Source organism: Bartonella sp. PS17NMGDW, assembly GCF_042193555.1.
GTDB classification, from domain to species: Bacteria; Pseudomonadota; Alphaproteobacteria; order Rhizobiales; family Rhizobiaceae; genus Bartonella; species Bartonella grahamii.
Genome location: NZ_JBHILY010000003.1, coordinates 233,161 through 256,282 on the forward strand (window position 1 = coordinate 233,161; position 23,122 = coordinate 256,282).

Here is a 23,122-nt window from a genome sequence, read left to right on the forward strand (position 1 = left end):
TGTATACGCTGCTACGCTTCTATCAACACAGCACCATCAGCTGACAATTGCTGGAAAAAAGCCTCTATTTTGTGATTATCCTCATCTCTTGTCCCTCCTTCTAATGTCGCTTGAACCTGCAAAATCCGCTGTTCCAATACATCAAAAGAAAGATGCTCTACAGCCACAACGTGCTCTACCAATAAAGAGCAGCCCGAAAAGGTGATATTTGCAACGCCCCCACATACAGCAAACAATTTTTCACCCAAAGAGGTGCGAACACGCACACTACCCAACACAATGCTTGCTACCAATGGCGCATGATGCGCCATAACTGTCAAATAACCTGAAGCTGAAGGAAGAACAACAGACACTACCTGCTCTGAAAACACAATTTTTTCAGGCGATACAAGCTCAAATAAAAAATGCTCTTCTCTATTGTTTTCCACAAAAGTCTCCACAATACCCGATATAAGGACTCTCTGTTTTCTTCAACGACTTGTCCTTTTTAACGAAAAATATTCATGACAGTTTTCTCTTGAACAAGAAGCTTCTTATTAAGACGCCTCTGCCATGAGACGCTTTCCTTTTTCAAGTGCTTCATCAATCGAACCAACCATATAAAAAGCAGCTTCTGGCAAATCATCATAATCGCCAGCACAAAGACCTTTAAAGCCTTTGATTGTCTCTTCTAAAGGAACGAGTTTCCCTGGCGAACCAGTAAAGGCTTCCGCAACATGGAAAGGTTGCGAAAGGAAACGTTCAATTTTACGCGCCCGTCCCACCAGCAATTTGTCATCTTCAGAAAGTTCATCCATTCCAAGAATAGCAATAATATCCTGAAGCGCTCTATAACGTTGTAAAATGGTTTGCACTTGACAAGCAACAGTGTAATGCTCTTCTCCTACAATCAATGGATCCAACATACGCGAGAAGGAGTCAAGCGGATCAACCGCCGGATAAATTCCCTTTTCCGCAATAGAGCGCGAAAGAACAGTTGTTGCATCCAAATGAGCAAAAGACGTTGCCGGCGCTGGATCCGTCAAGTCATCGGCAGGAACATAAATTGCCTGAACGGAAGTAATAGAGCCTGTTTTTGTACTGGTAATACGTTCTTGCAAAGCCCCCATATCCGTTGCCAAGGTAGGCTGATACCCCACAGCAGAAGGGATACGCCCTAAAAGCGCTGACACTTCAGCACCAGCTTGCGTGAAACGGAAAATATTATCTACAAAGAAGAGAACATCTTGTCCTTCATCACGGAAACTTTCTGCAATTGTCAATCCTGAGAGAGCCACACGCGCACGCGCTCCTGGTGGTTCATTCATTTGCCCGTAAACAAGGGCACACTTCGACCCTTCCGTTGAACCATTATTCTCTTTTGGATTCACATTCACGCGGCTTTCAATCATTTCATAATAAAGATCATTTCCTTCCCGTGTACGTTCTCCCACACCAGCAAATACAGAATAGCCACCATGAGCCTTTGCAATATTGTTTATAAGCTCCATAATAAGAACGGTTTTTCCAACACCAGCGCCACCAAACAAGCCAATTTTACCTCCTTTAGAATAAGGAGCTAACAAATCCACAACTTTAATACCGGTGACGAGAATTTCTGAAATGGTTGATTGCTCAACATATGCAGGTGCATCTTGGTGAATAGAACGCGTTTTGGTTGCAGGAATTGGTCCCACATTATCCACCGGCTCTCCAATCACATTCATAATACGTCCCAATGTTGCTTCTCCTACAGGAACGCTAATTTGCGTACCTGTATCCACAACCTTTTGGCCCCGCATCAAACCATCAGTAGTATCCATAGCAATCGTACGCACGGTATTTTCACCCAAATGCTGCGCAACTTCTAATACCAAGCGATTGCCCAAATTCTCTGTTTCCAAAGCGTTAAGAATATTTGGCAGTTCACCTTCAAATTGCACATCAACGACAGCACCAATAACCTGCTTGATCTCACCAACAGCGGCTTGTGCACGCTCTTCTTTTTTTGCGGATGCATCTTTTTTTACAGGTGTATCTTTAGCTGCACTACGCGCAGACGCAGAGGAAGCCTTTACATCCACTGAAGCCGTTACATCCACTTGAGACTTCGAAGCGGCTTTTTTCACGCCGGAACGAACAGCTGGTTTCTTTTTTTCACCTTTTTCTGTTCCTTTGCTTGAGGTTACTGCTTTTACCATCAATCCTTACCTTTTCCATTTAAAGCGCTTCAGCGCCCGCAATAATTTCGATCAATTCTGTCGTAATCTGTGCCTGACGTTGACGATTATAAGCTACCGTCAATTTATTAATCATTTCACCTGCATTGCGCGATGCATTGTCCATAGCTGTCATCTTGGCACCCATCTCACCAGCAATATTTTCTAGCAAAGCCCGAAAGATTTGCACCGAAAGATTGCGTGGCACAAGCGCCTCTAAAAGAGAAGCCGCATCAGGTTCATACTCATAGACAATTGATTGTGAACCTTTACTATGATCTGTTTGCTCCTCAACATCTATTGCCTCAACAGCTGCTTTTGGAGCAATCATCGGAATCAAGCCAAAAGCTGTTGGACGCTGATTAATCACAGAAATAAATTCAGAATAAAACAGCGTACAGACATCGAAAGCGCCTTCATTGAATAAATCAACAATCCGTTGACTAATCATCACCGCCTCTGCAAAACCAATGCGCTTTACAGCATGCAAATCGATATGATCAATTATCAAACCTTTGTAATCACGCGATAAAATATCCGCACCTTTTTTGCCCACAGTGATAATTTTCACTATTTTACCAGATGCCAACAATGCCTTAATCTGTTCACGTGCACGACGAGCAATTTGCACATTAAAAGCACCACACAAACCGCGCTCAGCAGTACACACCACCAAGAGATGCACATCATCTCGCCCCGTACCACGCATAAGAGCAGGCGCATCAACACCATCTACATCAGCAGCAAGACTGGTCAAAATATCAGCCATCTTCTTCGCATAAGGACGCGCAGACTGCGCTGCCTCTTGAGCACGATGCAACCTTGCCGCTGCAACCATCTGCATAGCTTTGGTGATCTTTTGTGTTGCTTTAACCGAAGCGATACGGTCTCTAAGATCTTTTAGTGAAGCCATTCAAGCATTCCATCAATTCATCACGAGAAATTTTTCGCATAAGTATTAAGAACAGTTATCAACTTATCTTTCAGCTCGTCTGTTATTTGCTTTTGCTCAGCAATTGCCTTTAAGAGATCTTGATAATCACTACGCAAAAGCACCAAAAGTCCCTGCTCAAACCGCGCAACATCAGAAACCGCCAAAGCATCAAGATAGCCATTCACACCGGCGAAAATAACCACCACTTGTTCTTCCGTTTTAAGTGGAGAAAATTGCGGCTGTTTCAAAAGCTCAGTCAAACGTGCACCCCGATTCAATAGACGCTGAGTTGACGCATCCAAATCAGAGCCAAACTGCGCAAAAGCTGCCATTTCACGATATTGTGCCAATTCACCTTTAATCGAGCCAGCAACTTGCTTCATCGCCTTAATTTGTGCAGCAGAACCAACACGCGACACAGAAAGACCAACATTTACAGCAGGACGAATTCCTTGATAAAACAAATTAGTCTCTAGAAAAATTTGCCCATCAGTAATCGAAATCACATTTGTAGGAATATAGGCAGAAACATCATTTGCTTGCGTTTCAATAACCGGCAAAGCTGTCAACGACCCAGATCCATTTTCCGCATTCAACTTCGCAGCCCGCTCTAAAAGACGCGAATGCAGATAGAAAACGTCCCCCGGATAAGCTTCACGACCTGGAGGACGACGCAATAAAAGAGACATTTGACGATACGCCACCGCCTGTTTTGACAAATCATCATAACCGATCAAAGCATGTTGCCCATTATCACGGAAATACTCACCCATAGCACATCCAGAAAGAGGTGCAATAAATTGCAGTGGTGCTGGATCAGAAGCGGTCGCTGCAACAATAATAGAATATTCCAACGCTCCACGTTCTTCTAAAACTTTAACGAATTGTGCCACCGTCGAACGTTTTTGACCGATAGCCACATAAATACAATAAACTTTGTCTTGCTCTCGTCCAGCCCCTTTTTCATGAAAAGGTTTTTGGTTTAAAAATGTATCGAGCAAAATCGCTGTTTTTCCTGTTTGGCGATCACCAATCACCAATTCACGCTGCCCCCGTCCGATAGGGATAAGTGCGTCAATCGCTTTCAATCCGGTCGACATCGGTTCATGGACAGACTGACGCGGAATAATTCCAGGAGCCTTAACATCAACACGACGACGCTCTGTTGCTTTAATGGGACCCTTACCATCGATAGGGTTTCCCAACGCATCAACCACACGCCCCAGCAAAGCGGGCCCCACAGGAACATCGACGATAGTGCCCAATCGCTTTACACAATCACCTTCACGAATATCACGATCTGAGCCAAAAATGACCACACCAACATTATCAACTTCCAAATTGAGGGCCATACCGCGCACACCGTTTGGAAAGGCGACCATTTCCCCTGCTTGGACATTATCCAAACCATAAACGCGAGCGATACCATCCCCTACAGAGAGAACCCAACCAATTTCTGAAACCTCAGCCTTTTGGTCAAAGTTTTTGATTTGCTCTTTTAGAATTTTTGAAATTTCAGATGGTCTAATATCCATCAGCTGACCTCTTTTTTCAATGCAAGCTTAAGCGAAGACAATTTTGTGAGAAGAGACGTATCAATTTGAGACGATCCCACACGAACGATTAATCCACCAAGAATTGTTGGATTCACAATGCTGTGTAGCAAAACTTTTCCTCCAACGACACCTTCCAAAGCCTCACACAACTCTTGTCTTTGTTGAGAACTTAAGGGGCGCGCAGAAATAATTTGCGCAGTAACCTGCCTACGAGCGCGCGCAACGCAACGCTGAAAAGCATGTAAAATACCAAATACGGCACTAAGCCTACGATTTGTTGCAATAACGCGTAAAAAATTACCAATAACCTGCCCTGCGTTTTTATCAGCAAATTTGATGTTTGCACAAACAGATTGCATCACCTTAATTTGCTCTTTAACTGAAAAGAATGGACTAAGCACAAAGCGTTTTAAATCTTTATTTTGCTCCAAAACAAGCAAAAGATCTTCCACTGCCTTTTCAACCTTTTCAACGTTTCCAGCTTCTTGAACGCAATCAAAAAGCGCTTGCGCATAGCGTTGATCTACCAACGGCAGCGGTATGAGAGAAAATGAATCCGACACGAAATACCGCCTCTTTCCCTTGAGCGACTCTCTGATAGTTATCAGATGAAATGAAACAGACATTCTCAATCTTAAGAATCTTCTTCTTAAAACCTAGAACAAAAACCTCTTGGTTTCTAGCATAGACATAGCCGACTCGCAACACCACAAATCGCTGCTTTTTAAAAATTTTAATAAAATATTCAAAATATTTTTGAAAAGAATTTTTTTTAGATATACAAGATGGCAACACAGTTTTTTTATGCCTCTTTTTGACATTCTCTGAGCGATTTTTTCACTCTCTTTGATTTTGCTTCAAATGCTCTTGCCACCATAACAAAATACTCCCTTTATCACCACAAGACCTTTAACGAGATGCGAATGCGACTGAAAAAGTCTATTATTGCAAACTGATAAGAAAAAAAGTAATGAATATCCTCCTAAAAATTAAAGAAAAAATTGATCTTTTTTCTTCAAATACCCACTCCTTTTAAAAAAATTCACCAAGTATATTTTCTTGTAAACACACTCTTTAAGTATACAACATATTGATTTATAATGATAATATATCATTTTTCATACCAGATGAGCCCCAAACATCGAAAGATTCTCTTATTTCAAATCTTTTTATCAAAATCACTCCCTTGCTCCATCACAAACAAAAAAGAAAATGATTAAAGAAAAAAACACCTCGTATAAACGCTCTCAAGTACCAAGAGCTTTCATAATCCTAAAAGCTGAATAATAAATGGCGCCATTTTATACCTTTATGAAATAAAAATGGGAAACCTTAACGCGGTGTTTTCATTCATAAAAGCTTTTACATTCTACACTCGAGAAACATCGTAAAATGAATTCGAGCATGCTGAAAAACATTTGTTTAAACAAGCATATGAATACAGTAATACAATAGATGTTCTGTAATATTCCGTTTTGGACGTTCTGCTTTACATGAAAAATGTGCCCCCATTAGAGAACGAAAGTAACAAAAGCATGAAACAATGGAGAATCTCTATTTCACGACAGCACCCATAAATGCTATAATGATAACTCCATTGAGCAACCTCATCTTCACACTTATGAAAGAACAAGCTGGCACCATCACATACTTTGCCATCTCCCAATTTTACGACAGCCCTTAACACTTGAGATGATGAGGTATTTTAGTCCTTTCTTATATAGTTTCACTCGACACAGGCTCCCCCCATCTGTAACATGCAAACGAATGGTTTTGATTGATCAATATAAACAGATTTGAAATAAGAGAATCCTAAAATAGTTGAGCTTCTAAAGCGAATAACGGCATATTATCACTATAAATCAATATGTTATTATTTATAAAATTATAATTATGGGCGCTTTTGAAAATTCTAGAGCCATAAATAAGGACGACAACGATAAATGCTCATTTTAACCTTTACGCTCCCAAATGAGTCTGTGTGCTCGTCAAAGATAAATAAAATAGATATATGCAATACTCTCGCCCTAATCTAACATACAAAAGCAAGTACGACTCGTACAGCGCTGATACATCTTATGAACGCTGCTGCATAAGGTTTTAAGGTCAAATAATATCAAAAACACGACCTTCATTAAGCCCACGTAGCTTCACTTTATACGGCACTATATTATATGGCACTATATTGCACTGATTTTAGAAAAAGCATAGATAAATATCAATTTGAACCCGTATAAAATTGGATATTTTGGGTGTACAGCTAAGCATTTTCAGACCCTATAATCCGCCCTTATAAAAAGAATCCGCCTATCAAAAGGGTACTGTCCCTAAAACAAAAAAGGAGTAAAAGCCGAAATGATAGTGTCCTCGAATAATAGAGACGCTTCTGCTGGTTCCATAACAAAGATATTTTTTCCCGTAGCTCTGCTTAATGCAATGCACATGTATCATATTCTGCTGCTAGGATGCTTATTCTGAAATATATAATATTAAAGTAAAGCATCTTAAGCAAAGAGACCTTCACTTTATGCGATACTGGTTTTAGAAAAAACTTTGCGGATCAATATCAATTTGAACCCGAACAGAACTGGGCATTTTGGGTGTACCACTAAGCATTGCACGTATAAACCCTTGTATATCAAAGGAGCGCTGTCCTTGCAGCAAAAGCCGAAAACGATAACGCCCCCGAACCAAAGCCAAAGGCGCTTCTGCTGGTCCCATAACCGAGATATTTTTTTCCCGTGGCGCTGCTTGACGCAATGCGCGCGCATAATGTTCTGCTGCTTGGCGCTGTTGTGCAGACACAATCAAAGAGGCAAGCCGCCCATAGGGAGGCAAATGATAATGCTGACGCGCTGTAATCTCACGTGTATAAAAATCTTCTGGCTGACATGAAAGTAGGGCTTTGATGACAGGATGATCTGGTTGATAAGTTTGCAATAATCCTAAGCTTTCCAATCCCACACGCCCTGCTCTTCCGGTAACTTGGGAAAGCAGCTGGTAGGTACGTTCACTTGCGCGTAAATCGCCATTGGCAAGACCAAGATCAGCATCAATAACGCCAACCAGAGAGAGCTTGGGAAAATGATGTCCTTTAGCGACCAACTGTGTTCCAATAATAATGTCCACATCGCCATTTGCAATGGCTTGTAATTCGCTTCGCAATTGCCCAATCCCTCCTTTGAGATCTGTTGAAAGAATCAATGATCGCGCTTGAGGAAAAAGCATTTGTGTTTCTTCTGCAATTCTTTCCACACCCGGTCCACAAGCCACGAGATGATCTAATGTCCCACATTCAGGACAGGCTTGAGGAAGTGGTTCATGATACCCACAATGATGACATTTCAATTGCCCTTGCGCACGATGTTCTACCAACCAACTTGAACAATCAGTACAATGAAAACGATGTCCGCAAATTCGGCATAAAGTTAAAGGTGCATAACCACGACGATTAAGAAAAAGAAGAGCTTGTTCGCCCTTATCAAGCGTTTGTTTTAAAGCCCTTTCAAGAGCAAAGGAAATAAAGCGCCCCTTTTGCACCCCTCCTTGGCGCATATCAACCACCCGCAACTGTGGAAGTGCTACTTCTTTAAAACGGGAAGGTAAATGCACCTTTTTATAACGCCCTTTTAAAACATTAGCTTGGCTTTCAATCGACGGTGTTGCTGAAGATAAAATAACAGGAAAATGCTCAAAAGAGCCCCGAGCAACAGCCATATCACGCGCATGGTAAAAAATGCGCTCTTCTTGTTTATAAGCGCTATCATGTTCTTCATCAACAACAATCAAGCCAAGCTCATGAAAGGGAAGAAAAAGCGCTGAACGAGCCCCCGCAACAACACGCACCCGCCCTTCTGCAACTTGCCGCCAGACACGTTCTCTACGACGTGGCGTCAAATCAGAATGCCATTCTGCTGCTGCAGCTCCAAAGCGTGCATAAAAACGATCTAAAAACTGCTGTGTTAAAGCAATTTCCGGCAATAAAATTAAAACCTGCTTGCCCCCTTTGAAGGCTTGAGCAACCGCTTCAAAATAAACCTCTGTCTTTCCTGATCCCGTAACACCATCAAGCAAAAAAACTTGAAACTGAGAAGATAAAACACCTTCCCGCAACATTGTTGCTGCTTCATTTTGCGCTCCCTGCAACTGAGGAGGACAAAAGTCAGGATCAGGCATTGCCACAAGATCAGGAGCAGGAACTATAATATCTTCAAAAACCCCTAGCGCTTTTAAACCTTCAACAACAGAAACCGAAGTTCCAGCCGCATGCGCAAGACCAGAACGTGTCCATATCTTCTCATTACGCACCAATTCCAAAACCCGTAATCGCGCTGGTGTGAGACGTTCTACATTTCCACCACAATATCGCAAACCCAGCATCTGCGCTTCCGGCTCTAAAGCAGCCGGTACAGACAAAACCAATCGCGCCACAAGACCAAAAGGCGCCATTGTATAGCGACTAACAAAACGCAAAAATGTGATCATTTCTGCCTTTAAGGGGGGACAATCAAAAACATGAAGCAAAGAGCGTAATTTTTCACGCGCCACCGAACCAGACCTTTGCCCATCGGCTGCCTTCTCTCCAACATCCACAACAAAACCGCAAAGCTCACGCCCCATCACCGGAACCCGAACAAAGGAACCAACATTCACCTCCATAGAAGATGGAACTTTATAACTATAAGCGTGAGCAACAGGAAGAGGAACCAATACGGATACAATCTTTTCCTCTATCATGTTTGAATTCATCTTTTAAACCAATCTACGACCTCTTAAACACCAACAGGTCTAAACCTTATCTTTAAACACTCTTATAAAATTCATTACAGGATTCAATCCCCCCTATCACAACACTTTTCTCAAAAGAATTCTTTTTAACACTCATTCCATCACCAAAGTGTCAATAAAAGAACCAATCTCATCCTCTATAACAAAAAACTTTATAGCAAAAAAACTAGCGCCTTTCTTCTGTGCAAATAAAGCGCATCACTATTAAGCATTCAACATGATATCGTCAGTGCGCTCTTCAACAAAGCGATCCCATAGTGTAACTTCTTCCCAACACACACGTTTATTTTTTTACCGCTTCATATCTCAATTTATCTTCAACAAACTGATTTATAAAAATATAATCATCATTATACCTATTGTAATAAAAACCATCAGTACGATGAATTTTTCTCATTTCAAACTCATCGAGGAACATTTGTAAATCCTTATCAATGAGAGAGTCTCCTATGATTTGAATTACAGGGAGAATAGTATTGCAAATGGAACCGTTACAATATTCACCTTGGCTTTGTGCCAAAAAGTGAAAACACGTGCCTACATCTTTCAGCTTGATTGAGAATCAAGCAACAATACAAGTAGCACAAAAGCGTATTGTTGAAGAATGGGTAACACAGAATAAATCAATGTATTGACCATAAAAAAACACTTCATATGTAAAATTTACATGCCTTCTTCAATGGTGTTTTACGATAAAATAAATCCATTCACTTCTATCAAAAATGAGGTTAAACGTACCCCCCTGAAAAAAGGAGGTATCTTATGATGCTCTCTCAAATATCAAGAGCAATCGCAAATAGGAAATGAGCAAAGTGTGTGATAATGCTAGCTTATTTTCATAAGTATAAAAATACCGCTACGCAAAGATTCCAATACGCAAAAATGTTGGTACGCAATGAGCCCTATACCTTATCCCGAACAACGTTACAAAATGGGTGTGGAAACAATAAATCATATTTCTTTACCGAAAACGAGTACATGGTTAACATCATAGCATTCTTGTTCTTTATACAGAGATTAATTCTTTCTCTTGCTTTTGCAATCAACAATAGCGCATAACAAAAAATATGATAAAAGCTAACAAGAAGAGGTTAGAGATGAAGTTTTTTGTGGATAGCGCCAATATTGAAGAAATTCAAGAGTTACAGAATTTAAGCCTTGTTGATGGTGTCACCACCAATCCCTCTCTTATCCTAAAATCAGGACGCAATATTCTTGATGTTACAAAAGAAATTTGTGCTCTCATTAGCGGACCTGTTTCTGCTGAAGTTGCAGCAACGGAATTTGAAAGCATGATGAAAGAAGCGGCTGTTTTAGCAAAGATTGCCGACAATATTTGTATCAAGCTTCCTTTAACATTCGATGGATTAAAAGCCTGTAAAGCCCTTACAACAGAAGGACTAAAAACAAATCTCACACTTTGTTTTTCTGCCAATCAAGCCTTACTTGCTGCCAAAGCAGGCGCAACATTCGTTTCACCTTTTATTGGTAGACTGGATGATTGTGGAAATGATGGAAGTGAACTGCTTCATGAAATTCGCACAATTTATGATAACTATAACTTTGAAACACAAATCTTGGCCGCTTCAATCCGCACCGTTAATCATGTCAAAGAAGCAGCACTCAGTGGTGCTGACGTTGCAACAGTTCCACCAGCAATCTTAAAAGCACTGGTCAAACACCCTCTCACTGATAAAGGGTTGCAAATATTTCTCAACGACTGGAAAAAAACAGGACAAAATATTGCTTAATATCTAGAGTTTTTATTGGAAAGATCTTTTGAAAGTAACAAAAAAATCTGTTCAGCCAACTCTTCAGCAACCCGTTTTTTTGCATCTTCTTCTGCTTGCATCGTTGCATATTCTTGACGAAGTCGGTCAAAAGATGCATTCATCATTGCTGTTCCTTTTGCAACAAGAGTATTTTTCATATCCTGCAAAGTATAAGAAGCTCTGCTCATAACAGTTCCAACAGAAGGTCGTCCTTTTCGTTTTTTCTCGAAATCAACCTCTATCTGCATAGATTCTCTTGTAGATACAGATATCTGCAATGCCAATCGATAAGCAGGTAGAGAAGGTTTAGCACCATTTCCATACAAAAGAAAAAGCAGATGATTGCGCACCATTTGACCAAAACGATCCGAAGGCTCTTCCACAACAATAGAAGCAAGCTTTGCTGAAAGCCCCAAAGAAGCTTGCCCAGAAACAGGCTTCCCATAAGAAGCAGAATTCATTGTCATTGCACTCTGCAATTCTTGACGATAAAGCGGTTCAACTTTGCATCCACACAACAGTGTGAATACACCAGCTAAAACGACAAGAATCAAACTTTTAAAAAACGACATTCACAATCCTTTGTGGAACAATAATGATTTTTTTCACAGGCTTTTCAACCAGCTGTGCCTTTACAAAATCTAAAGCCAAAACCGCTTCTTTAATCATCGTTTCATTTGCTGTTGCTGCAACGCTCACCTCACCGCGTTTCTTACCATTAATTTGTACTGGCAAAGTATAGCATTCCGCAACGGTTAACGCGCTGTCATAAACAGGCCAAGCAAGCGCAGACATTAAAGTTTTTCCCCCTAAAGCAGCATGACATTCTTCTGCTAAATGAGGCATCATCGGTGCAATCATGGCAAGAAAAAAATCCATGGCTTGACGTAAAGAAGCTTTCATTTCATCGTCAACACTTGCTATCTTGTTGAGCAACGGTGCCATAATATTCAAGAATTCATAAAGGCGTGCAATAGCCCGATTAAAAGCAAATTTTTCCAAATCATCTTCTACAGCGCAAAGCGTGCGATGTGCAGCTTTTGAGAGTTCCAAAGCTGCCCCCTGATGCCCTGCACAAGGCGCCACATCCTTTAAAACAGAAGCACTCAAAGCCACATGGCGCCAAACACGCTGTACAAAGCGATGGGCTCCTTCAACACCAGATTCTGTCCAGATGACATCCCGATCAGGGGGAGAATCTGACAACACAAACCAACGCACAGTATCAGCACCATAGGATGCGATAATATCATCAGGATCAACGACATTCTTTTTTGATTTCGACATTTTTTCAATCGAACCAATCATCACTTCACTTTGATCAGTCAATTTATAAGCCTGTCGTTTTCCATCCTTTTCAACAATGGAAATTTCTGCTGGAGAAACCCACCCTTGATCATCCCGATAGGTTTCATGAACCACCATACCTTGGGTAAAAAGCCCCTTAAAAGGCTCATCAACAGTCGCATGGCCGATCAATTTCATGGCACGCATAAAAAAGCGTGCATAAAGAAGATGAAGAATGGCATGCTCAATTCCACCAATATATTGTTGCACAGGCAACCATTCAGAGATTGCTTGTTTGTCGACAGGTTCCTGCGCAAAAGGAGCCGTAAAGCGTGCATAATACCAAGAAGAGTCAACAAATGTATCCATAGTATCGGTTTCACGTTTGGCAGGTTGACCACAGGAAGGACAAGTAACATTCTGCCACCTTTCATGCCGTGCAAGAGGATTTCCAGGTTGATCAAAAGTAACATCATCAGGCAACACAACCGGTAAATCGGTACGTGGCACTGGAATCACTCCGCAAGATGTACAATGGATCATCGGAATGGGGCACCCCCAATAACGTTGCCGCGAAATCCCCCAATCACGCAAACGAAATTGCACTGTTTTTTTCCCTTGCGGTTGCCCATTGAGCATTTGTTCTTCAAGCCTTTTGGCTGCTTCTTCAAAAGCTTGTTGAGGTGTCAAACCATCCAAAAAGCTGGAGTTGATCATCACACCATCACCCGTATAAGCTGTTTCAGCAATGACAAAATCTTCTGCTTGCTCTCCTTTTGGCAAAACCACCGGTTTTATTGGAAGATCATATTTACGCGCAAAATCAAAATCTCTCTGATCATGAGCCGGACAACCAAAAACAACCCCTGTTCCATAGTCCATAAGCACAAAATTAGCGATATAAACAGGAATATGTACTGTTGAATCAAAAGGATGAACTGCCAAAAGGGGCGTAAGAAATCCTTGTTTTTCAGCTGTTTCAAGTGCTGCTGTTGTCGTCCCACCACACCGACAATTTTCAATAAAAGCACTCAACGCTTTGTCTTTTTTTGCCAAAGCTTGTGCAATAGGATGATCAACAGACAGAGCCAAAAAGGAAGCGCCAAACAGTGTATCAGGACGCGTTGAATAACAAACAACCTCATCAAATTTCTCACAAACATCATCAACACCACCCGCCGACTTTAAAGCCCAACGAATCAGCAAACCTTGTGATTTTCCAATCCAATTTTTCTGCATAGTGCGAACTTTTTCGGGCCACTGCTCCAGCTCTTCAAGCCCAGCCAAGAGCTCTTCACTAAAGTCGCTAATTTTGAAAAACCACTGCGTCAATTCACGCTGTTCCACCAACGCACCAGAACGCCAACCCCGCCCATCAACAACCTGCTCATTGGCCAAAACGGTGTGGTCAACAGGGTCCCAATTCACCTTAGCCACTTTACGTGCAACCAACCCCTTTTGATAGAAATCAAGGAACAACATTTGTTGACGATGGTAATATTCCACATCACAAGTCGCAAATTCACGCGTCCAATCTAAAGAGAGCCCTAATTGCTTTAATTGCCCGCGCATTACAGCAATATTTTGATAAGTCCAAGTTTTAGGATGCACTTTACTTTGCAGAGCAGCATTCTCAGCCGGCATACCAAAAGCATCCCACCCCATAGGATGAAGCACATTAAAACCCATTGCCCTTTTATAGCGTGCCACCACATCCCCCATGGCATAATTGCGCACATGCCCCATGTGAATGCGGCCTGACGGATAAGGAAACATTTCTAAAACATAATATTTTTCACGAGCATCTTCTTGAACAGTCTGAAAAATTTTCTTTTCATCCCAAATTTCTTGCCATTTTTTTTCTCTCGCACGTGGATTATAGCGTTCGCCTATATTATAATGTTCAATCGTCATTCCCATTATACTCTTTTAATAAAACAGAACCAAAAACTTGTTTTATTATGCTTGACCATGGATTAAGCTCATCGTCAACATTTTCGTGAAATATTTCCCTAAGTATTTTATAAAACTTTTAAAAAAACGACCAACTCTTGAACAAAAAAGGTAAAGCACAAAAATATGAATACACAAACGCCCCTCAATGCCCCTTCCATTGAAGCATGGCAAAACCTTCAAAAAGACATTGCTGAAACATGTCAAGAGCTACAACGCCCTATAGAAGAAATTGAACTTATCGCTGTTTCAAAAACTGTTTCTGCCGCTGATATACGTCCCCTTTTACAAGCAGGCCAATCTTTGTTTGCAGAAAACCGCGTACAAGAAGCGGCACAAAAATGGCCTGCTTTACGTCAACAATTTGAAAATATTAAGCTTCATCTCATCGGTCCCCTACAATCAAATAAAACAGCAGAAGCGATCAAACTTTTTGATGTTATTCAAACGGTTGACCGTGAAAAAATAGCAAAAAGCTTATCTGAAGAAATGGAAAAACAAAAAAGGCATCTTCCTTGCTATGTTCAGGTTAACATTGGCTTAGAACCGCAAAAAAGTGGTATCGCACCACAAGAAGCGACATCTTTTGTCAACCAATGCAAAAACAACTATGGACTTGATATCATCGGTCTTATGGGCATCCCCCCTGTCGATGAAAACCCCGGACCCTATTTCGCGCTCTTAGCAAAATTAGCAAAACAAGCAGGTCTTCCAAAGCTTTCCATGGGTATGTCCAGTGACTTCAAAACTGCTCTACAGTTTGGCTCTAACGTCCTTCGCATTGGCTCCGCTTTATTTGGAAAACGCCCTGTGTAAAGCAATTTCCTCTCATATAAATTCATTCCCCCTTCATATAAATTCCCATTGAAAATTCTACGAACAAGCCAAAAACAACAGAAATGAGAAAAAATATTTCCTTCAATATCAATAAGAGCAATTCTAGCAAAAAAGATTCCAGTCCCTCTTTCATCCTGTTAGCAAAATAAGCAAAAAAGCTGGTCTTCTCAAAATTCTCACCAGCACATCCACAACACGTACAATAGATTTAAGATAGCATTGCAATTTGGCTCTCATATTCTCGCACATTGGTTCTACTTCACCTCTCCTCTGACCGCCTCTCCAGCAAAAGCAACGTAAAAAATAAATCCTTATATAAAGGCAAAATGATAAGAGAAGCGTTGCGCATAAATGAAAAAACTATCGCAAAATCACTAATAGCAAAAGAATATTCAATACGATTATCGCAATGATTTCCATTAAAAATCATGAATTCTCTTAAACTTCTCCAACACGCGTAAACAATTTCCCCACATGCCAATGGCGTAAAGCAGGCAAAAAGAGGCTTATGGCTGCATAATACAATAACAAAACTCTTTCATGTAAGCCACTTGAGAAAAATAAACATCTCAATTGCCCAATAGAGCACCAAGAGCCGCGCTAAACAACATGAATAGCAATCTATAAGGTCCAACAATAGCATAAAGACTTTCTATGCTCTACAAAGCGTAAAATACGGTCAATATTCGCCTGAAAAATAAAAGAACGAATCCCGTTCATATGCACATAATACATGCAGGCAAAACAATGGCAATGAGATCGATCCCAATAACGATATTTCTTTATCATTATTTCTTTATCGTTCTCATAAACAAAGAGAAAAACACCAATTTTTTCAGATGCACATTTTTCTAATTTTAAACTTTAATTAATAAAAAATATGGTGTCATTTCTTGTGTTTAAAAATATTATAAATAATATTATTATATTATAAAGAATAATATTTCATATACATAATATAGTTATTATTTATACAGTATTTTATTGCCATTTTTAAAGTTTATATTTTACATTTTTCTAAAAATACGCGATAGCCATTTCAAATGTATCATTATGATACTACTTTTAATGTGGATAATTAAGGAGAATTAATATGTTTGGTTCATTCAACACATTCGGTCATATGGTGACAAAGCCTTCTTTTGGTCATTCGCACAATTCAAGACCTACTCATGGAAATGCATGTAGTCCTGGTGCTTTTATGTCTCACATGAATGCACGTGGCAGGGAAGTAGGAGTTCCGGCAGGAGTAGTTGGTGCAATTCAAGGTGGTATAACTGGGGGACCAGTGGGTGCATTTACAGGTGGAATGGGAGCTTTGTCATTGGGATACATAGGAGGTGCTGCTTGGGGCTTTATAGAAAAAGGTCATGAGTGTTAGTTCTAATTTATAGAGAATAGCGACAAAGATATCTCTGAAATTAGTATTTTTGTAAGTATATTTGAAAGAATATACCAAAGTTAAGTATCTACATCTATGGATAAAATATTTTTCAGGGATATCTATTGCGGATCACCTCTTATAATCAGGATTTTGTTATAATGAATATTCTTTATGAAATCATAAGACTGTTTTGCATTCTCATTATCGTTATCCCTATATATGCTATTGGTTTAAAAAAAATTGGTGGCTACAGTTGGAAACTATCTATAAAAATAGCCTTATTGTCAGTTATTGTGTTTTTTATTTTTGATAGTTTGTGTAGATACTTCGGTTTATATTAATATTTATCGGATGAGTTTCGAGTATACTGAACAAATTTTTTCATAAGTATTTATTAATCTCATTACTATAACTAGGATTTTGTTATAATGGATATTCATTATGAAGTTGTAAGAATGTTTTGCATGTTAATTATAATTACTCCTATAATTGCCATTTCTTTTAAAATATTCAATGGCGTAGGTTGGAGATTGTCTATTATAATGGCATTATCGTCATTTATTATGTTCTTTATTTCTAATTTTTTGCGTAGATATTTTGGGTTATATTAATCTTTATTGGATGAGTTCCGAGCACGCTGAATAAAGTAGCGACGATACTATTAATGAGTGGTTATGATTTATAATGACAGATTTTACTCATAAAATTATTGAATCGCTTATAGCAACGTTTTTTTCTGGTTTTATATATATTTTTTATTATAAGTTTATTTATTACAATTGGGAAGATTCTCTAAAAAATTCATTATTAATAAGCTGTATATTCTTTCTTGTTAGTCTTTTATTTAACGATATTGGTTTATATCAACTTATAAGGAATATTTTATAATAGATATCTTTATGCGTTTATAAAAAGCTCTATACCGCAATAGGCTTTGCCACATTTGAGTATCCTAAAAACATAGAATACCCTCTTTAATATCATCACATCAGATTTTAAAAATTGACTATTCTAATCTTTGTCATTTAGTCTAACCTCACAATGAAAAGCTTTAGGGACGACTCTGCCACAAATATAAAAATACAATGGCTGATTTTTCTAAAAAATAAAAAGAGGGAAGCATGACTGAAAAAATCTATCCAGTATCAGAAGAGATCAAAAAAAATACTTTGCTCGACGAGGAAACTTATCAACAATGGTATCGAGAAAGCATCGATGATCCAGAAAGCTTCTGGGCCAAACATGGTCAACGCATTGAATGGTTTAAACCCTTTACAAAAGTAAAAAACACTTCTTTTAACGGAGATGTCTCCATTCAATGGTACGAAGATGGGATAACAAATGTTGCCTATAATTGCATTGATCGCCACCTGAAAACCCATGGAGACAAAATCGCGCTTATTTGGGAAGGAGATAATCCTTATCATGATAAAAAAATAACCTATAACGAGCTTTATGAACATGTTTGTCGTTTTGCCAATCTTTTGAAAAGTCGTGGTATTAAAAAAGGCGATAAAGTAACCATTTATCTCCCCATGATTCCCGAAGCAGCCTATGCTATGCTCGCGTGTGCCCGCATTGGTGCTGTTCATTCGGTTATCTTTGCTGGCTTTTCTGCAGAGGCAATAGCAGGACGCCTTGTTGACTGCGAATCAACCTTCATCATTACCGCTGATCACGGCTTGCGTGGCGGCAAACGGATCAACTTAAAAGACAATGTTGATCATGCTATTGAGATAGCAGCACGCCAAAACGTGCATGTAGACCAAGTCATGGTTATACGGCGGACTTGTGGACCCATTCAATGGATAGAGGGGCGTGATTTTTGGTACTACGAAGAGATAGCTCATGCCAAAACAGAATGCCCACCAGAACCAATGAACGCTGAAGATCCACTTTTTATTCTTTATACTTCAGGCTCCACCGGTAAACCCAAAGGCGTTTTGCATACCACAGCGGGCTATCTTGTTTATGCCGCGATGACACATCAATACGTTTTTGATTACCATCCCGATGAAGTTTACTGGTGTACAGCTGATATTGGTTGGATAACCGGTCATTCTTACTTGGTTTATGGACCTTTATGCAATGGTGCGACTACTTTAATGTTTGAAGGCACACCAACCTTTCCTGACAAAGGAAGATTTTGGGAAATTATTGACAAACACCAAGTTAATACACTCTATACCGCACCAACAGCTATCCGCGCCTTGATGGGAGCAGGAAATTCGTTTGTTGAACACTCAAACAGGACATCGTTGCGTCTTTTAGGTACGGTAGGCGAACCGATTAATCCAGAAGCATGGGAATGGTTTTATCATACAGTTGGAAATGACCGTTGTCCGATTCTCGATACATGGTGGCAAACGGAAACAGGAGGGCATATGATCACGCCCTTGCCTGGTGCAACCCCCCTCAAAGCAGGATCGGCCACACGTCCTTTTTTTGGTGTTCAACCCCAAATTGTTGATGCCCAAGGCAATATTTTAGAAGGTGAAGCAGAAGGCAATCTTTGTATCAGTGATTCATGGCCAGGACAAATGCGCACGCTTTATAAAGATCATGAGCGCTTTATTCAAACTTATTTTTCCTCCTATAAAGGAAGATATTTTACAGGCGATGGTTGTAGGCGCGATAGTGACGGCTATTACTGGATTACAGGGCGGGTTGATGACATACTCAATGTCTCGGGGCACAGGTTAGGAACTGCTGAAATTGAATCAGCCCTTGTTTCTCATCCCGCTGTATCAGAAGCAGCCATTGTGGGTTACCCGCATCCCATTAAAGGACAAGGAATTTATAGTTTTATCACCTTAATGGAAGGGACAGCTCCAAGTGAAGAGTTACAAAAAGAGCTTATTAAACATGTAAGAAAGGAAATAGGCTCCATTGCCATATTGGATAAAATTCAATTTTCCCCACAGCTTCCCAAAACGCGATCAGGAAAAATTATGAGACGTATTTTACGAAAAATTGCCGAAAACAATTTTGATACTCTCGGAGATATCTCAACTCTTGCCGAACCACAAGTTGTTGAAGATCTGATTGCCAACCGACAAAACTAAAGAACCCACGAAGAAATATAACATACGGTGGTTTTTGTTTTTTGCTAAAATTATCTCAGCATTGTTACGAAAACCACCGATGAGAATAAAAAACAAAACAACTCATGGGAAGCTCAACAACTCTAACAACAAACGCCTTTCTTTATAACAGGCAAGAAGTAATTTTAAGAAAAAACTTCACGATTGGAAGATACTAAGATTGGAATATGAATACAGATAAGAATAAGAAAGTAAGATAAAAAGAGCAACATAGCTTTTTAAAATCGCTCAGTACCCACTCAATGCAAAAAAGCCTCTGAGAAAGAAGAAAAAATAGTTCTGATGTTTATGCTAGAATCCCTTTGAAATTCCTGCTAAAATCATAAATAAAGCTAAAAAGAGAAAGTATACGTGATAATATTCTTGAGCAAAAATATTTATCTATAACGAGGGTGTATAAAAAATATTGAAAACCATGAAATCTAAAATAAACAAGCTTAAAACAAAAATCTAAAGTAATGAAAGTAAGAGTTCTTAGAATAAATGATGCAATATAAAATCAGGAGTAATAATAAAAAGTGATTCATTTTGAAAATGTCGGTCTACGCTATGGAATGGGACCTGAGGTCCTTCGTGATATTAGCTTTCATATTCCTCCTGGATCATTTCAATTTCTCACTGGCGCCTCTGGAGCAGGGAAAACGTCGTTGATGCGTCTTATGTTTTTGGCACTCAAACCCACCCGCGGTCATATTGATTTATTTGGAACAGACACAGCATTACTCAAACGGCAAGAGCTCCCTGCGCTGCGACAACGTATCGGTGTAGTTTTTCAAGATTTTCGTTTACTCGACCACATGACCACTTATGAAAATGTCTCCTTACCTTTACGCATTAAAGGACAAGAAGAAGCAACCTATCGCAGTGAAGTGGAAGATCTTCTCTGTTGGGTAGGTCTGGGAGATCATATTCATGTTTTACCACCAGTTCTTTCTGGCGGAGAAAAACAAAGGGTAGCCATTGCACGCGCGCTCATTGATCAACCTGAAATTCTACTTGCCGATGAACCAACCGGAAATGTCGATCCGCCCTTAGCAAAACGCCTACTCCGTTTGTTTATTGAATTAAATCGTTTTGGAACAGCTGTGATCATTGCTACCCATGATATTGCCTTAATGGAACAAGTTGCAGCACGACGTATGCTTCTCCATAACGGACGGATGACGATTCATGAATAAGTCTTTCCCCATTTTTACAAGCAATAAAAAAAATACAACAGCGATTATTCCCAGTGGTAATATTTCTGGAAAAGCATTGGTTGCCGTTATTGCTATTATGACATTTCTTTCAAGCCTCACCTTAATCGGTGTTGATTTAGTCCAACGTGCCGCCCAAAATTGGAGTAATCAGATTAGCTATGAAGCAACAATACAAATACGCCCCATTGACAATGTTGATATCAACAAAGCTCTCCGTGATGCCGTACAATTGGTCAAAACATTTTCTGGTGTACAAGATGCAAAAATTGTTGACCAAAAAGCTACAGAAAAATTACTGGAGCCATGGCTTGGAACAGGCTTCAATATCAATGAACTGCCCCTTCCCCGCCTTATCATTGTGACTCTGAAGAGAGATGAAAAAATCAATTTTGCAGCCATTAATCACGCCATTAAAACCCAAATTCCAGGAGGTCAATTTGATGATCACCGTGTTTGGGTCCATCGTTTTGCGACCATGGCATACACCACTGTTTTCATTGGCTTTTCAATTTTAGCATTGGTTCTAGGCTCTCTTATTCTTACCATCATTTTTACCACCCGCAATGCATTGGCAGAAAATGCACATATTATCAATGTCTTATACTTCCTTGGTACTGAAACTATTTTCATTGCCCGCCAATTTGACTGGCATTTTTTTAAAACTGCACTGCGTGGTGCTTTATATGGTGGTCTCACAAGCATATTTCTGTTTTTAGCCTTTTGTCTCTGGACGAATTATAACTTGGGAAGAGTGGAAGCTAGCCAAGTAACAGCTTTGTTTGGACATATTTCCATAAGTTCCGTTCCTTACGGAAAAATCATTTTTCTTATTATTTTCGTTTCTTTTCTTACCACCCTTACAAACCGCATGACTATTTTAGCGCAACTGAAAAAAATCGATCAATGTGAAAACGGTTTATTTTAATTTTATGACTCACCACTCCTACCATTCCAACTCATTGACGCAAAATGATTTAAAACGTCCTCTTCCAAAACGACCCCATTATCGTTGGTCTATGCGCTTTTTATTTTGCTATTTTCCACCGACAACACTTACTCTTGCAATCATTGTTTTTATTTTCTGGGGCGGTTTTATTGTTTTTTCTGAAAAAACTGAACGACTTTCTCCCCCAAAGCCTCTCCCCAAAGCTGATGCCATCATTGTGCTGACAGGCGGAGAAAACCGAATAGAGACAGGACTTAATCTCTTACAAAGGGGGCTTGGTTCACGACTCCTTATCAGTGGCGTAAACAGCACAACCAATCTGAAAGGTTTCATGCATAACAGGCATATTACCCCACGACTTGTCTCCTGTTGTATTGACATTGGGCATCAAGCGATTAACACCAGAGGAAACGCCGAAGAAAGTGCTGCTTGGATCAAAAAACACCACTATAAGACCCTTTATATCGTCACCCATGATTACCATATGTGGCGCTCGATGCGAGAACTTAAGTATTTAATGCCTGATATCCATTTCATTGCTTATCCTGTTAAAAAGAGCGATGCTGAAAGCGCAATACAACAGATCAATCAAATCCGCATTCTCATATTCCAATATATTAAAACGCTCCAAGTCTATATCAGAACCGCATTCTAATCTTTATCCTTCTGACTTTTTAAAAACCTTGCCATCTTCTGACGGCTTCATACCGTTCTTTCCATATCCTTCCACACGAAGTTGCCTCTATAAAAGCTCGACAGAGCTACCCTCATATAACACAGAATACCCCACAATACACGTATCACTGTATTGCACATTCACCCAAAGACATCTCTTACATCTCAAACATATCTCACAGCACGGGATCTGTACATGCCATCCCAATATATAAGCTCTTGTAAATAGAGCGCCCAGACAACTATAAGATCTCCCGACTTGTTATAGAGATCTATTTATACCACTGTCTTTACGCTTCATAAAAAATACAAACCGCCCCATCCTATATTTTACCGCCCCGCCCAATATTACGATAGCTCTTAAGCCACTTGGGATGATTAGTAAGAGGCATACTTTACGCCTTTCTTAAACACGAGCATACTAATCTCATATGACATGCAAAAAAGTAATTTTAATAGGTTTAAAATAAGAAAATTTATGATAATTAG

General features: G+C 39.7%; 16 protein-coding genes. 7 read left to right on the plus strand and 9 right to left on the minus strand.

What is annotated here, in order from left to right; translation table 11 throughout:
- Window positions 1-11: 11 nt before the first annotated feature.
- The 7 genes from atpC to ACFIJK_RS03795 all read right to left on the minus strand — a co-directional run bounded on the left by atpC (window position 12) and on the right by ACFIJK_RS03795 (window position 9,996).
- Window positions 12-428, minus strand: coding sequence for an ATP synthase F1 subunit epsilon (atpC, locus tag ACFIJK_RS03765; RefSeq protein WP_375625229.1), 417 nt, complete (start codon window positions 426-428; stop codon window positions 12-14).
- Between the two features lie 108 nt (window positions 429-536).
- On the minus strand, window positions 537-2,180 hold the full coding sequence (gene atpD / locus ACFIJK_RS03770; RefSeq protein ID WP_375626603.1) for a F0F1 ATP synthase subunit beta: 1,644 nt from the start codon (window positions 2,178-2,180) through the stop codon (window positions 537-539).
- A 19-nt stretch (window positions 2,181-2,199) separates the two neighbouring features.
- Window positions 2,200-3,111, minus strand: a complete 912-nt coding sequence (locus ACFIJK_RS03775; protein WP_375625227.1) for a F0F1 ATP synthase subunit gamma — start codon at window positions 3,109-3,111, stop codon at window positions 2,200-2,202.
- Window positions 3,112-3,131: 20 nt separating this feature from the next.
- The gene (atpA, locus tag ACFIJK_RS03780; protein ID WP_375625226.1) at window positions 3,132-4,667 is read right to left on the minus strand and encodes a F0F1 ATP synthase subunit alpha; all 1,536 of its coding nucleotides are present in this window, start codon (window positions 4,665-4,667) and stop codon (window positions 3,132-3,134) included.
- Window positions 4,667-5,251 (minus strand): ATP synthase F1 subunit delta, encoded by a 585-nt coding sequence (gene atpH, locus ACFIJK_RS03785; protein WP_375626606.1) that lies wholly within the window; start codon window positions 5,249-5,251, stop codon window positions 4,667-4,669. Before atpH ends, atpA begins: the two co-directional genes overlap by 1 nt.
- Before the next feature lie 1,978 nt (window positions 5,252-7,229).
- Window positions 7,230-9,425: a primosomal protein N' gene (locus ACFIJK_RS03790; protein ID WP_375626608.1), complete on the minus strand. Its 2,196-nt coding sequence runs from the start codon at window positions 9,423-9,425 to the stop codon at window positions 7,230-7,232.
- Between the two features lie 334 nt (window positions 9,426-9,759).
- Complete coding sequence (locus tag ACFIJK_RS03795) at window positions 9,760-9,996, minus strand: hypothetical protein (RefSeq protein WP_375625223.1); 237 nt, start codon at window positions 9,994-9,996, stop codon at window positions 9,760-9,762.
- A 577-nt stretch (window positions 9,997-10,573) separates the two neighbouring features.
- On the opposite strand from ACFIJK_RS03795, the gene fsa reads away from it, so the two are divergent.
- Window positions 10,574-11,227 carry a fructose-6-phosphate aldolase gene (gene fsa / locus ACFIJK_RS03800; RefSeq protein WP_375626610.1) on the plus strand — a complete coding sequence of 218 codons (654 nt, stop codon included), beginning with the start codon at window positions 10,574-10,576 and terminating at the stop codon, window positions 11,225-11,227.
- Here the strand turns inward: fsa and lptE are convergent.
- Both lptE and leuS read right to left on the minus strand, forming a co-directional pair.
- Entirely contained in the window at window positions 11,224-11,820 is a 597-nt protein-coding gene (gene lptE, locus ACFIJK_RS03805; RefSeq protein WP_375626612.1) for an LPS assembly lipoprotein LptE, read from the minus strand. The genes fsa and lptE overlap by 4 nt on opposite strands.
- Window positions 11,807-14,449, minus strand: coding sequence for a leucine--tRNA ligase (gene leuS, locus ACFIJK_RS03810; RefSeq protein ID WP_375626662.1), 2,643 nt, complete (start codon window positions 14,447-14,449; stop codon window positions 11,807-11,809). The genes lptE and leuS overlap by 14 nt, the downstream gene beginning before the upstream one ends.
- A 165-nt stretch (window positions 14,450-14,614) precedes the next feature.
- Between leuS and ACFIJK_RS03815 the strand changes: the two genes are divergently transcribed.
- From ACFIJK_RS03815 to ACFIJK_RS03840, 6 genes are all read left to right on the plus strand, one after another.
- Window positions 14,615-15,304, plus strand: a complete 690-nt coding sequence (locus ACFIJK_RS03815) for a YggS family pyridoxal phosphate-dependent enzyme (protein ID WP_375625220.1) — start codon at window positions 14,615-14,617, stop codon at window positions 15,302-15,304.
- 1,114 nt (window positions 15,305-16,418) lie between these two features.
- Window positions 16,419-16,706 carry a hypothetical protein gene (locus ACFIJK_RS03820; protein ID WP_375626615.1) on the plus strand — a complete coding sequence of 96 codons (288 nt, stop codon included), beginning with the start codon at window positions 16,419-16,421 and terminating at the stop codon, window positions 16,704-16,706.
- A 1,124-nt stretch (window positions 16,707-17,830) separates the two neighbouring features.
- Entirely contained in the window at window positions 17,831-19,774 is a 1,944-nt protein-coding gene (gene acs, locus ACFIJK_RS03825) for an acetate--CoA ligase (protein WP_375626617.1), read from the plus strand.
- Between the two features lie 557 nt (window positions 19,775-20,331).
- Complete coding sequence (gene ftsE, locus ACFIJK_RS03830) at window positions 20,332-20,991, plus strand: cell division ATP-binding protein FtsE (protein ID WP_273723097.1); 660 nt, start codon at window positions 20,332-20,334, stop codon at window positions 20,989-20,991.
- The gene (locus ACFIJK_RS03835) at window positions 20,984-21,937 is read left to right on the plus strand and encodes a cell division protein FtsX (protein WP_375625217.1); all 954 of its coding nucleotides are present in this window, start codon (window positions 20,984-20,986) and stop codon (window positions 21,935-21,937) included. Before ftsE ends, ACFIJK_RS03835 begins: the two co-directional genes overlap by 8 nt.
- Before the next feature lie 4 nt (window positions 21,938-21,941).
- On the plus strand, window positions 21,942-22,613 hold the full coding sequence (locus ACFIJK_RS03840; protein WP_375626619.1) for a YdcF family protein: 672 nt from the start codon (window positions 21,942-21,944) through the stop codon (window positions 22,611-22,613).
- Window positions 22,614-23,122: the final 509 nt, after the last annotated feature.

Bases quoted from the DNA above. Each gene is read 5' to 3' on its own strand.
- atpD (WP_375626603.1), bottom strand. From the start codon at position 2,180: ATGGTAAAAGCAGTAACCTCAAGCAAAGGAACAGAAAAAGGTGAAAAA.
- ACFIJK_RS03775 (WP_375625227.1), bottom strand. From the start codon at position 3,111: ATGGCTTCACTAAAAGATCTTAGAGACCGTATCGCTTCGGTTAAAGCA.
- atpA (WP_375625226.1), bottom strand. From the start codon at position 4,667: ATGGATATTAGACCATCTGAAATTTCAAAAATTCTAAAAGAGCAAATC.
- ACFIJK_RS03790 (WP_375626608.1), bottom strand. From the start codon at position 9,425: ATGATAGAGGAAAAGATTGTATCCGTATTGGTTCCTCTTCCTGTTGCT.
- fsa (WP_375626610.1), top strand. From the start codon at position 10,574: ATGAAGTTTTTTGTGGATAGCGCCAATATTGAAGAAATTCAAGAGTTA.
- lptE (WP_375626612.1), bottom strand. From the start codon at position 11,820: ATGTCGTTTTTTAAAAGTTTGATTCTTGTCGTTTTAGCTGGTGTATTC.
- leuS (WP_375626662.1), bottom strand. From the start codon at position 14,449: ATGACGATTGAACATTATAATATAGGCGAACGCTATAATCCACGTGCG.
- ACFIJK_RS03815 (WP_375625220.1), top strand. From the start codon at position 14,615: ATGAATACACAAACGCCCCTCAATGCCCCTTCCATTGAAGCATGGCAA.
- ACFIJK_RS03820 (WP_375626615.1), top strand. From the start codon at position 16,419: ATGTTTGGTTCATTCAACACATTCGGTCATATGGTGACAAAGCCTTCT.
- acs (WP_375626617.1), top strand. From the start codon at position 17,831: ATGACTGAAAAAATCTATCCAGTATCAGAAGAGATCAAAAAAAATACT.
- ACFIJK_RS03835 (WP_375625217.1), top strand. From the start codon at position 20,984: ATGAATAAGTCTTTCCCCATTTTTACAAGCAATAAAAAAAATACAACA.
- ACFIJK_RS03840 (WP_375626619.1), top strand. From the start codon at position 21,942: ATGACTCACCACTCCTACCATTCCAACTCATTGACGCAAAATGATTTA.